Origin of the sequence: Streptomyces sp. NPDC101165 (genome assembly GCF_044768135.1) — a bacterium.
Lineage (GTDB): Bacteria > Actinomycetota > Actinomycetes > Streptomycetales > Streptomycetaceae > Streptomyces.
The window spans coordinates 148,105-159,904 of record NZ_JBIWPG010000005.1 but is presented as its reverse complement, the minus strand read 5'-3'; the positions used below and the strand labels follow the sequence as shown (position 1 = coordinate 159,904).

The window sequence follows — 11,800 nt, the reverse complement described above, 5'->3', positions numbered from 1 at the left end:
GACCGACCAGTGTACGACTTATCCGATCAGTGTGCTGTGCGACGCGCCTCACCGGGCGTTGAAGTACTTCGCCTCCGGGTGGTGGATCACGATCGCGTCGGTGGACTGCTCGGGGTGGAGCTGGAACTCCTCGGACAGGTGGACGCCGATCCGCTCGGGCTGGAGCAGTTCGGCGATCTTGGCGCGGTCCTCCAGGTCGGGGCAGGCGCCGTAGCCGAGGGAGAAGCGGGCGCCCCGGTACTTCAGGGCGAACATGTCCTCGATCTCGGCCGGGTCCTCGCCGGCGAAGCCGAGTTCGGCGCGGACGCGGGCGTGCCAGTACTCGGCCAGGGCCTCCGCCAACTGCACGGACAGGCCGTGCAGTTCGAGGTAGTCGCGGTAGGAGTTCGACGCGAAGAGCTTCGCCGTCTCCTCGCCGATGCGGGAGCCGACGGTGACCACCTGGAGGCCGACGACGTCCGTCTCCCCCGACTCCTCCGGGCGGAAGAAGTCGGCGAGGCACAGGCGGCGGCCGCGGCGCTGGCGCGGGAACGTGAACCGGGTGCGCTCGTTGCCCCGCTCGTCCAGGATGATCAGGTCGTCGTCCTTGGAGACGCACGGGAAGTAGCCGTAGACCACGGCCGCCTCCAGCAGGTTCTCCGACTGGAGCCGGTCGAGCAGGCCGCGCAGGCGGGGGCGGCCCTCGGTCTCCGCCAGTTCCTCGTACGTCGGGCCGTCCCCGGTGCGGGCCTGCTTCAGCCCCCACTGGCCCTTGAACAGCGCGCCCTCGTCCAGCCAGCTCGCGTACTCCTTGAGCTGGATGCCCTTGATGACGCGGGTGTCCCAGAACGGCGGGGTCGGCACCGGGTTGTCGGTGGCGACGTCGGAGCGGACGTGCCCCTCCTCGGGCCGCTCCTCGACCTGGACGGCGGCCGTCGCGCGGACGCGGCGCTGCCTCAGCTCGGGCAGCTGCGCGCCGGGCACGCCCCGCTTGACGCCGATCAGGGCGTCCATCAGGTGCAGGCCCTCGAAGGCGTCGCGGGCGTAGCGGACCTCGCCCTCGTAGATCTCGTGCAGGTCCTGCTCGACGTAGGCGCGGGTGAGGGCGGCGCCGCCGAGGATGACCGGGAAGCGGGCGGCGAGGCCGCGCTGGTTCAGCTCCTCCAGGTTCTCCTTCATGATCACCGTGGACTTCACCAGGAGGCCGGACATGCCGATGACGTCGGCCCGGTGCTCCTCGGCGGCTTCCAGGATCGCGGAGACCGGCTGCTTGATGCCCAGGTTGACGACGTTGTAGCCGTTGTTGGACAGGATGATGTCGACGAGGTTCTTGCCGATGTCGTGCACGTCGCCGCGCACGGTGGCGAGGACGATGGTGCCCTTGCCCTCGGCGTCCGACTTCTCCATGTGCGGTTCGAGGTGGGCGACGGCCCTCTTCATCACCTCGGCGGACTGCAGCACGAACGGCAGCTGCATCTGGCCGGAGCCGAAGAGTTCGCCGACGACCTTCATGCCGTCCAGGAGGGTGTCGTTGACGATGTCCAGGGCGGGCCGGTCCTGGAGGGCCTCGTCCAGGTCGGCCTCCAGGCCGTTGCGCTCGCCGTCGATGATGCGGCGCTTGAGGCGCTCCTCCAGCGGGAGGGCGGCCAGCTCCTCGGCCTTGCCGGCCTTCAGGGACTTGGCGGTGGCGCCCTCGAACAGGGCCATGAGCTTCTGCAGCGGGTCGTAGCCCTCGCTGCGGCGGTCGTAGATGAGGTCGAGGGCGGTGTTGACCTGCTCCTCGTCGAAGCGGGCGATCGGCAGGATCTTGGAGGCGTGCACGATCGCCGAGTCCAGGCCGGCCTTGACGCACTCGTCCAGGAAGACGGAGTTCAGCAGGATGCGGGCGGCCGGGTTGAGGCCGAAGGAGATGTTCGACAGGCCCAGCGTGGTCTGCACCGCCGGGTGCCGCTTCTTCAGCTCACGGATCGCCTCGATGGTGGCGATGCCGTCCTTGCGGGACTCCTCCTGACCGGTGCAGATGGTGAAGGTCAGGGTGTCGACGAGGATGTCCTCCTCGCGGATGCCCCAGTTCCCGCTGAGGTCGTCGATCAGCCGTTCGGCGATCTCGACCTTCTTCTCGGGGGTGCGGGCCTGGCCCTCCTCGTCGATGGTCAGCGCGATCAGGGCGGCGCCGTGCTCCTGGGCCAGCCGGGTGACCTTGGCGAAGCGGGAGTCGGGGCCGTCGCCGTCCTCGTAGTTGACCGAGTTGATCACCGCGCGGCCGCCGAGCTTCTCCAGGCCCGCCTGGATGACGTCGACCTCGGTGGAGTCGAGGACGATCGGCAGGGTGGAGGCGGTGGCGAAGCGGCCGGCCAGCTCCTCCATGTCGGCGACGCCGTCGCGGCCGACGTAGTCCACGCACAGGTCGAGCATGTGCGCGCCCTCGCGGATCTGCTCGCGCGCCATCTCGACGCAGTCGTCCCAGCGGGCTTCCAGCATGGCGTCGCGGAACTTCTTGGAGCCGTTGGCGTTGGTGCGCTCGCCGATGGCCAGGTAGGAGGTGTCCTGGCGGAACGGCACGGTCTGGTAGAGGGAGGCGGCGCCGGGCTCGGGCCGCGGCTGCCGCTCGGACGGGGTGAGGCCCCGGACACGCTCGACGACCTGGCGCAGATGCTCCGGGGTCGTGCCGCAGCAGCCGCCGACCAGCGAGAGGCCGTACTCGCGGACGAAGGTCTCCTGGGCGTCGGCGAGCTCCGGCGCGGTCAGCGGGTAGTGGGCGCCGTTCTTGCCGAGGACCGGCAGGCCCGCGTTGGGCATGCAGGACAGCGGGACCCGGGCGTTGCGGGCGAGGTAGCGCAGGTGCTCGCTCATCTCGGCCGGGCCGGTGGCGCAGTTCAGGCCGATCATGTCGATGCCGAGCGGCTCCAGCGCGGTGAGGGCCGCGCCGATCTCGGAGCCGAGCAGCATCGTGCCGGTGGTCTCGACGGTCACCGACACGATCACCGGCACGTCCAGACCGAGGGCGTCCAGGCCCCGGCGGGCGCCGAGGACGGCGGCCTTGGTCTGCAGCAGGTCCTGGGTGGTCTCCACGAGCAGCGCGTCGGCGCCGCCGGCGACCAGGCCCTCGGCGTTGCGCTGGTAGGCGTCGCGCAGGGTGGTGTAGGGGGCGTGGCCGAGTGTGGGCAGCTTGGTGCCGGGGCCGATGGAGCCGAGGACCCAGCGGGGCCGGCCGTCCTCGGCGGTGAACTCGTCGGCGACCTCGCGGGCCACGCGGGCGCCGGCCTCGGACAGCTCGTGCACGCGGTCGGGGATGTCGTACTCACCGAGCGCGGAGTGGTTGGCGCCGAAGGTGTTGGTCTCGACGCAGTCGACGCCCACGGCGAAGTACGCCTCGTGGACGGAGCGGACGATGTCGGGGCGGGTGAGGTTGAGAATCTCGTTGCAGCCCTCGAGGTTCTGGAAGTCCTCGAGTGTCGGTTCCTGGGCCTGGAGCATCGTGCCCATGGCTCCGTCGGCGACCACCACACGGGTGGCGAGTGCCTCTCGGAGCGCGGACGCACGGGTCCGGCTGTCGGCGGAAGGGGTCGTTGGCAACGAGGCCATGAAGGGGCTCCCTGGAGTGCGACGGCTGTCGGCTATGCGGCTTCCCCGGACGCTGCCGGGCAAGGGGCACGGCGTCAGAGTAACCGGCAGTGGGCTTGGATGGGCAGCGGCGTCCACGAGGCGGACTCGAGTGGTGGAACCTGATGGCCGCGGCGCCACGTGCAGGCCACGCGAGATGTAACAGGTGTCGACCACCCATTAGCGGGAGGCCGACATGGACCGGTAGTGTTCGACATTGCCGAACGGCATCTTGGATGCTGTTCGTCGATGGTCGAAGGGGACGGAGGGCAGAACGGCGATGGCACGGAACATCCAGTCGCTCGAACGGGCGGCCGCGATGCTGCGGCTGCTGGCGGGCGGCGAGCGGCGGCTCGGTCTGTCGGACATCGCCTCGTCGCTGGGCCTCGCCAAGGGCACCGCCCACGGCATCTTGCGCACCCTCCAGCAGGAGGGCTTCGTCGAACAGGACGACGCCTCCGGGCGCTACCAACTGGGTGCCGAGCTGTTGCGCCTGGGCACCACCTACCTCGACGTGCACGAGCTGCGGGCACGCGCCCTGGTGTGGACCGACGACCTGGCCCGGGCCAGCGGGGAGAGTGTGTACCTCGGTGTCCTGCACCAGCAGGGCGTACTGATCGTGCACCACGTCTTCCGGCCCGACGACAGCCGGCAGGTGCTGGAGATAGGGGCCATGCAGCCGCTGCACTCCACGGCACTGGGCAAGGTGCTGTCGGCGTACGACCCGGTGGCGCACAGCGAGGCCCTGGAGGCCGACCGCAAACCCTTCACCGACCGCACGGTGTGCGAGCAGGCGGACTTCGAGCACATCCTCGACATCACACGCGCGCGTGGGTACGCGGCGGACGTGGAGGAGACCTGGGAGGGCGTGGCCTCGGTCGCCGCACCCATCCACGACCGGCGCCGGATGCCCGTGGGCGCCGTCGGCATCACGGGCGCCGTGGAACGGCTCGGCCGGGACGGGGAACTGCGCCCCGAACTGATCGCGGCGGTACGGGACTGTGCCCGCGCGGTCTCCCGCGACCTGGGCGCGGGGCGGTTCTGAGCAGCCGGGCGATGTGCCGCTGACCAGCGGATGACCCACCGGGGAGAACCGGGACGCTAGGCGGCGTCCCGGTTCTAGCCATACCCTGAAACGGACATATAGGGCGAGCGGGTACGTCAGCGCACGAAGAGCGATAACCGGCTGCGATCAATAACGATCCTGTTTTCGATAACAGAACCCTTGACGCATGCGTAACGCCGAAGCAAGACTCCCGTCCATCGGTCGGCAATGTCGAACACCTACCGGCAATACGCGCTAGAGTGTGACAACGCCAGAGGCCAGCTCATCGCTCTCACCCCCGAGGGCGCCAGATCCCCGGAGGGACCCGGGGTTCGGCTACCCCTGGACGAAGGACAAAGGAGTCGCGGGTGTCCAGCTCCGACATCTTCATCGGCGAGACCATCGGTACCGCCATACTCATCCTGCTCGGCGGCGGCGTTTGCGCCGCTGTGACCCTGAAGGCCTCCAAGGCCCGTAACGCCGGTTGGCTCGCCATCACCTTCGGGTGGGGCTTCGCCGTTCTGACGGCCGTCTACACCTCGGCGCCGCTCTCCGGCGCCCACCTGAATCCGGCCGTGACGCTCGCGCTCGCGATCAAGGACAAGGACTTCAGCAACCTCCCCGTCTACTGGGGCGGCCAGCTTCTCGGCGCCATGATCGGCGCGACGCTGGTCTGGGTGGCCTACTACGGCCAGTTCCGTGCGCACCTCACCGACAAGGAGATCGTCGGTGGTCCGGGTGCGCAGGCCACGGAGACCAAGGCCGTCGAGGCCCAGGAGACGGGCGCCGGCCCGGTCCTGGGTGTCTTCTCCACCGGTCCGGAGATCCGGAACGTGGTGCAGAACCTCGCCACGGAGATCATCGGCACCATCGTGCTGGTGCTCGCCGTCCTCACGCAGGGCCTGAACGACAAGGGCAACGGCCTGGGCGCCCTGGGCGCTCTGGTCACGTCGCTGGTCGTCGTCGGTATCGGCCTCTCGCTCGGCGGTCCGACGGGCTACGCGATCAACCCGGCCCGTGACCTCGGTCCGCGCATCGTGCACGCCCTGCTGCCCCTGCCCAACAAGGGTGGCTCCGACTGGCGCTACGCCTGGATCCCGGTGGCCGGTCCGCTGATCGGCGCGGCGATCGCTGCAGGCATCTACAACGTCGCCTTTGCTTAAGAACGAGCTCTCCCGAGCAACGAGTCTTCGAGCAAGCGCCGTACGTACAGCCCAAGACCACGGATCTTTCAGGAGCACACAGTGACCGACGCTCACACCACTGGCCCGTTCATCGCGGCCATCGACCAGGGCACGACTTCCTCGCGCTGCATCGTCTTCGACAAGGACGGCCGTATCGTCTCCGTCGACCAGAAGGAGCACGAGCAGATCTTCCCGAAGCCGGGCTGGGTCGAGCACAACGCCAACGAGATCTGGACCAACGTCCAGGAGGTCGTCGCCGGAGCCATCCAGAAGGCCGGCATCACCCGCGACGACATCAAGGCCATCGGCATCACCAACCAGCGCGAGACCACCGTGCTGTGGGACAAGAACACCGGTGAGCCCGTCCACAACGCCCTCGTGTGGCAGGACACCCGCACCGACTCCCTCTGCCGGGAGCTCGGCCGCAACGTCGGCCAGGACCGCTTCCGCCGCGAGACCGGTCTCCCGCTCGCGTCGTACTTCTCCGGTCCCAAGGCCCGCTGGCTGCTCGACCACGTCGACGGTCTGCGGGAGCGCGCCGAGGCGGGCGACATCCTCTTCGGCACCATGGACACCTGGGTCATCTGGAACCTGACCGGCGGTGTCAACGGCGGTAAGCACGTCACCGACGTGACCAACGCCTCCCGTACCATGCTCATGAACCTGCACACCATGGAGTGGGACGACAAGATCGCCGAGTCGATCGGCGTGCCGCTCCAGATCCTGCCCGAGATCCGCTCCTCCGCCGAGGTCTACGGCGAGGTCACCGGCGGCAAGCTCGGCGACCTGCTCGGCGGGATCCCGGTCGCCTCCGCGCTCGGTGACCAGCAGGCGGCCCTGTTCGGCCAGACCTGCTTCTCCGAGGGCGAGACCAAGTCCACCTACGGCACCGGCACCTTCATGGTGATGAACACCGGCGACAAGATCATCAACTCCTACGCGGGCCTGCTGACCACGGTCGGCTACAAGATCGGCGACCAGCCGACCGTGTACGCCCTCGAGGGTTCGATCGCCGTCACCGGCTCCCTGGTGCAGTGGATGCGCGACCAGATGGGCCTGATCTCCACCGCTGCCGAGATCGAGACGCTCGCGCTCTCGGTCGAGGACAACGGCGGCGCCTACTTCGTGCCGGCCTTCTCCGGCCTGTTCGCCCCGCACTGGCGCTCCGACGCCCGCGGTGTGATCGCCGGCCTGACCCGGTACGTCACCAAGGCGCACCTCGCCCGTGCGGTTCTGGAGGCGACCGCCTGGCAGACCCGGGAGATCGCCGACGCGATGGTCAAGGACTCCGGCGACGAGCTGGTGGCCCTGAAGGTCGACGGCGGCATGACCTCCAACAACCTGCTGATGCAGACGCTCTCGGACGTCCTGGACGCACCGGTGGTGCGCCCGATGGTCGCCGAGACCACCTGCCTCGGCGCCGCCTACGCCGCCGGCCTGGCCGTCGGCTTCTGGTCCAGCACCGATGAACTGCGCGCCAACTGGCGCCGGGCCGCCGAGTGGACCCCCCAGATGGACGCGGACATCCGCGACCGTGAGTACAAGAACTGGCTCAAGGCCGTCGACCGGACCATGGGCTGGATCGAGGACGAGGACTGAGCGGCCCGGACCGCCCAGCCAACTCTGACTAGGAGTAAGAACCCGAAATGACCAGTCAGCCCACCCTGCAGTCCGTGCCTGCCCTGGGGACGCACCCCGCGTCCGGCTCCAACCCGAGCCGGGCCGAGACCAGGGAGCAGCTCTCCAAGGCGTCGTACGACCTTCTTGTGATCGGCGGCGGCATCCTGGGCATCTCCACCGCCTGGCACGCCGCGCAGTCCGGACTCAGGGTGGCGCTGGTCGACGCCGGCGACTTCGCCGGTGCCACCTCCTCCGCCTCCTCCAAGCTGCTCCACGGCGGTCTGCGCTACCTGCAGACCGGCGCGGTGAAGCTGGTGGCGGAGAACCACTTCGAGCGCCGTGCGGTCTCCCGCCAGGTGGCCCCCCACCTGGCGAACCCGCTCACCTTCTACCTCCCCGTGTACAAGGGGGGTCCGCACGGCGCGGCGAAGCTCGGCGCGGGCGTCTTCGCCTACTCCGCGCTCTCCGCGTTCGGCGACGGCGTCGGCCACCTGCTCTCCCCCGCCAAGGCGGCGCAGGACGTGCCCGAACTGCGCACCGAGAACCTCAAGGCCGTGGCCGTGTACGGCGACGACCAGATGAACGACGCACGCATGGCGCTGATGACGGTCCGCGCGGCCGTCGAGGCGGGCGCGGTCGTCCTCAACCACGCCGAGGTCACCGGCCTGCGCTTCACCAAGGGCCGGGTCACCGGCGCCGACCTCCGGGACCGCATATCCGGCGAGGAGTTCGGGGCCAACGCCCGCCTGGTGCTGAACGCGACCGGCCCCTGGGTCGACCACCTGCGCCGGATGGAGGACCCGAACGCGGCCCCGTCCATCCGCCTGTCCAAGGGCGCGCACCTGGTCCTGAAGCGCACCTCCCCCTGGAAGGCCGCGCTCGCCACCCCCATCGACAAGTACCGCATCACCTTCGCCCTCCCCTGGGAGGACATGCTGCTGCTCGGCACCACCGACGAGGAGTACGAGGGCGACCCGGCGGACGTCGCGGTCAACGAGAAGGACATCGCCCAGATCCTGGACGAGGCCGCGTTCTCCGTCCGGGACCAGCAGCTGAAGCGCGATCTGATCACCTACGCCTTCGCCGGCCTGCGCGTGCTGCCGGGCGGCCCCGGTGACACGGCCAAGGCCAAGCGCGAGACCGTCGTGACCGAGGGCAAGGCCGGCATGCTGTCGGTCGCCGGCGGCAAGTGGACGACCTTCCGTCACATCGGCCGCACGGTGATGCAGAAGCTGGAGGAGCTGCCGGGCCACCCGCTCGGTGACGACTTCGAGCCCATCGCCTCGCTGCCGAAGAAGCTCCCGCTGCCCGGTGTCGCCAACCCGCGCGCGGTCGCCCACCGCCTCCTGGTGGACCACCCGGCGCCCGGCCCGCGCATGGCCGCCGACACCGCCAAGCACCTGGCCACCCACTACGGCTCGCTGGCCTTCGACATCGCCCGCATGGCGAACGAGAATCCGGAGCTGGCCGAGCGCGTTCACCCGGACGCCCCGGAGATCTGGGCGCAGGTCGTGTGGGCCCGCGACCACGAGTGGGCCGAGACGGCGGACGACGTGCTGCGCCGCCGCACCACGCTGACCATCCGTGGCGTGGCCACGGACGAGGTCCGCGACAAGGTCCAGGGCCTGCTCGACAAGAAGTAGGCCCCGGCCGGCCCCTCCCCCTGACCGGGGCCGGAACGGATGAGGGACGGCTCCTCCCGCACGAGGAGCCGGAGTGTCGAGAGAGGGGCGGCTCCGCGCCGACGGAGCCGCCCCTTTCGTGTGCGCGCAGTGCGCCGCGAAGCAGTGAAGCCGCGCTCTCGTGGCGGTAAAGGCGGGCTATAGCCGCCACCTCCATGGTCATGAACCGCGATCCGACGGACGGATCGCGGTTCTTCATGGAGGTGTGGGATGCACCGCAGACTCGCCACCGGCCTCGCCGCCTCGGCCCTGGCCCTCATCACCGTCACCGCCACCGCCACCGCGGCCACCGCGGCTCCGGCCGACAAGCCCCAGGTGCTCGCCAACTTCACCCAGACCACCGCGTCCAGCTACAACGCCTGGGCCGCGGCGCGCGCCAACCAGTCGACCTGGTCCGCCTACGGGTTCGACTGGTCGACCGACTACTGCTCCTCCTCGCCGGACAACCCGTTCGGCTTCCCCTTCGCCATGTCCTGCGCCCGCCACGACTTCGGCTACCGCAACTACAAGGCGGCCGGCACCTTCAGCGCCAACAAGGCGCGCCTCGACAGCGCCCTGTACGAGGACCTCAAGCGCGTGTGCGTCAACTACAGCGGTGCCACGAAGACCGCCTGCACCAGCACGGCGTGGACGTACTACCAGGCCGTGAAGGCCTTCGGCTGACGGTCCTCGTCGCCCCTCTCCCCAGTGCCCCCATAATGTGCTGAGACATCCGATGTCTGAGCCACTGGGAGGCCGGTCATGGCAGTCACCGACGAGGCGATCGAGAAGATCAAGGACATGATCGTCTCCGGTGCCCTGCGCCCCGGCGACCGCCTGCCCAAGGAGAGCGAACTCGCCGCCGACCTCGGCCTGTCCCGCAACTCGCTGCGGGAGGCCGTACGGGCCCTGTCGCTGATCCGGATCCTGGACGTGCGACAGGGCGACGGCACCTACGTCACCAGCCTCGATCCGCAGTTGCTGCTGGAGGCGATGAGCTTCGTCGTGGACTTCCACCGTGACGACACGGTGCTGGAGTTCCTGGCCGTGCGCCGGATCCTGGAGCCGGCCGCGACCGCGATGGCGGCCTCGCGGATCAGCGAGCAGCAACTGGATGCGCTGTCGGCCCAGTTGGACGCGCTCGGCGCCGAGCCCTCGGTGGAGGAGCTGGTCGCCTGCGACCTGGAGTTCCACCGGGGCATCGTGCAGAGCGCGGGCAACTCGGTGCTGTGCTCGCTGCTTGACGGCCTGTCGGGGCCGACCACCCGCGCCCGGATCTGGCGGGGACTCACCCAGGAGGACGCGGTGAGCCGCACCCTGCGCGAACACCGGGCGATCCTCGCCGCACTGCGCGACCGGGACGCGGAGGCGGCCCGTTCCTGGGCCACCGTGCACATCGCGAGCGTTGAGCAGTGGCTGCGCAGCACCCTGTGACGTTCCTGTGCGAAGCGGGCCGGGCGCCCCGTCGACAGGCGGGGTGTTCCGAGGTGGCGAACGGGGCAGTGATCCGTGCATCCCCCCGGCCCGGGGGGCTGCGGACGCCCCCGCCGGACGCCGTAAGGTTGGGACGTCAGGCGAGGGCACGTCGGAAGGAGGCACTGGGTGATCGAGCTGGAGGGGGTTCCCGAGCTGATCGACCCAGTCATGGTGGCCGCGTTCGAGGGCTGGAACGATGCCGGCGACGCCGCCTCCACGGCGGTCGCGCATCTGGAACGCGAGTGGAAGGGCGAGGTGTTCGCGGCGCTCGACGCCGAGGACTACTACGACTTCCAGGTGAACCGCCCCACGGTGTTCATGGACGGCGGAGTGCGCAAGATCACGTGGCCGACGACAAGGTTGTCGGTGGTCCGGGTCGGCGGCGAGAAGCCGCGGGACCTGGTGCTGGTCCGCGGCATCGAACCGTCCATGCGCTGGCGCTCGTTCTGCAACGAGCTGCTCGGCTTCGCGCACGAGCTGGGTGTGGAGCTGGTGGTCGTCCTGGGCGCCCTGCTCGGTGACACCCCGCACACGCGTCCGGTCCCGGTCAGCGGCGTCACGTCCGACCCGGACCTGGCCCTCCGCATGGACCTGGAGGAGACCAAGTACGAGGGCCCGACGGGCATCGTCGGTGTCCTGCAGGAGGCGTGCACGCACGCGGGCGTCCCGGCGGTGTCGCTGTGGGCGGCCGTACCGCACTACGTCTCCCAGCCGCCCAACCCGAAGGCCACGCTGGCCCTGCTGAACCGGCTGGAGGACCTGCTGGACCTGCGCATCCCGCAGGGCGAGCTGCCCGAGGACGCGCGCGCCTGGCAGGTGGGCGTGGACCAGCTGGCGGCCGAGGACAGCGAGGTCGCCGAGTACGTCCAGACGCTGGAGGAGGCCCGGGACACCGCCGAGTTGCCGGAGGCCTCCGGCGAGGCGATCGCCCGCGAGTTCGAGCGGTATCTGCGGCGCCGGGACGTCAGCCCGCCGGGCGGGCACGCCACGGCGGACGGCGGGGACGCCTCGTACCTGCGGGACAGCCCCGGCGGCAAGGCCCGGCCACCCCGGCCGCCGAGGCCGGGAGCCTCCGGGGCCGCGGAAGGCTCCTCGGAGGGCTCCGCCGACGGTCCCGCCGGCGGCTCCGCGGAGGGCTCGTCCGAGGGCGGCGACGAGGACACGTCGGAGGACTGAGCCGACGGACCGGGACAACGAAAGAGGGGCGGTTCCCTTGCCGGGAACCGCCCCTT

At 70.1% G+C, this 11,800-nt stretch carries 8 protein-coding genes; 7 read left to right on the top strand and 1 reads right to left on the bottom strand.

Annotation, left to right across the window (positions count from 1 at the left end):
- Positions 1-48: 48 nt before the first annotated feature.
- On the bottom strand, positions 49-3,564 hold the full coding sequence (metH, locus tag ACIRVH_RS12205) for a methionine synthase (protein ID WP_403951327.1): 3,516 nt from the start codon (positions 3,562-3,564) through the stop codon (positions 49-51).
- Between the two features lie 298 nt (positions 3,565-3,862).
- Between metH and ACIRVH_RS12200 the strand changes: the two genes are divergently transcribed.
- The 7 genes from ACIRVH_RS12200 (at position 3,863) to ACIRVH_RS12170 (ending at position 11,744) form a co-directional block, all read left to right on the top strand.
- Positions 3,863-4,627 carry an IclR family transcriptional regulator gene (locus ACIRVH_RS12200; protein ID WP_145882783.1) on the top strand — a complete coding sequence of 255 codons (765 nt, stop codon included), beginning with the start codon at positions 3,863-3,865 and terminating at the stop codon, positions 4,625-4,627.
- 368 nt (positions 4,628-4,995) lie between these two features.
- A complete protein-coding gene (locus ACIRVH_RS12195; RefSeq protein WP_403951324.1) occupies positions 4,996-5,790 on the top strand; it encodes an MIP/aquaporin family protein in 795 nt (264 codons plus the stop codon).
- 81 nt (positions 5,791-5,871) lie between these two features.
- Complete coding sequence (gene glpK, locus ACIRVH_RS12190; protein ID WP_403951322.1) at positions 5,872-7,410, top strand: glycerol kinase GlpK; 1,539 nt, start codon at positions 5,872-5,874, stop codon at positions 7,408-7,410.
- Positions 7,411-7,457: 47 nt separating this feature from the next.
- Positions 7,458-9,074: an FAD-dependent oxidoreductase gene (locus ACIRVH_RS12185; protein ID WP_403951320.1), complete on the top strand. Its 1,617-nt coding sequence runs from the start codon at positions 7,458-7,460 to the stop codon at positions 9,072-9,074.
- A 249-nt stretch (positions 9,075-9,323) separates the two neighbouring features.
- Entirely contained in the window at positions 9,324-9,776 is a 453-nt protein-coding gene (locus ACIRVH_RS12180; RefSeq protein WP_403951317.1) for a phospholipase, read from the top strand.
- Positions 9,777-9,854: 78 nt separating this feature from the next.
- Entirely contained in the window at positions 9,855-10,526 is a 672-nt protein-coding gene (locus ACIRVH_RS12175; protein WP_094216795.1) for a FadR/GntR family transcriptional regulator, read from the top strand.
- A gap of 168 nt (positions 10,527-10,694) precedes the next feature.
- Entirely contained in the window at positions 10,695-11,744 is a 1,050-nt protein-coding gene (locus tag ACIRVH_RS12170) for a PAC2 family protein (protein ID WP_403951315.1), read from the top strand.
- The last annotated feature ends 56 nt before the right edge of the window (positions 11,745-11,800 follow it).

What these genes read in the sequence shown, in the direction of transcription:
- metH (WP_403951327.1), bottom strand. Translation starts at nt 3,564, where the DNA reads ATGGCCTCGTTGCCAACGACCCCTTCCGCCGACAGCCGGACCCGTGCG.
- ACIRVH_RS12200 (WP_145882783.1), top strand. Translation starts at nt 3,863, where the DNA reads ATGGCACGGAACATCCAGTCGCTCGAACGGGCGGCCGCGATGCTGCGG.
- ACIRVH_RS12185 (WP_403951320.1), top strand. Translation starts at nt 7,458, where the DNA reads ATGACCAGTCAGCCCACCCTGCAGTCCGTGCCTGCCCTGGGGACGCAC.
- ACIRVH_RS12180 (WP_403951317.1), top strand. Translation starts at nt 9,324, where the DNA reads ATGCACCGCAGACTCGCCACCGGCCTCGCCGCCTCGGCCCTGGCCCTC.
- ACIRVH_RS12175 (WP_094216795.1), top strand. Translation starts at nt 9,855, where the DNA reads ATGGCAGTCACCGACGAGGCGATCGAGAAGATCAAGGACATGATCGTC.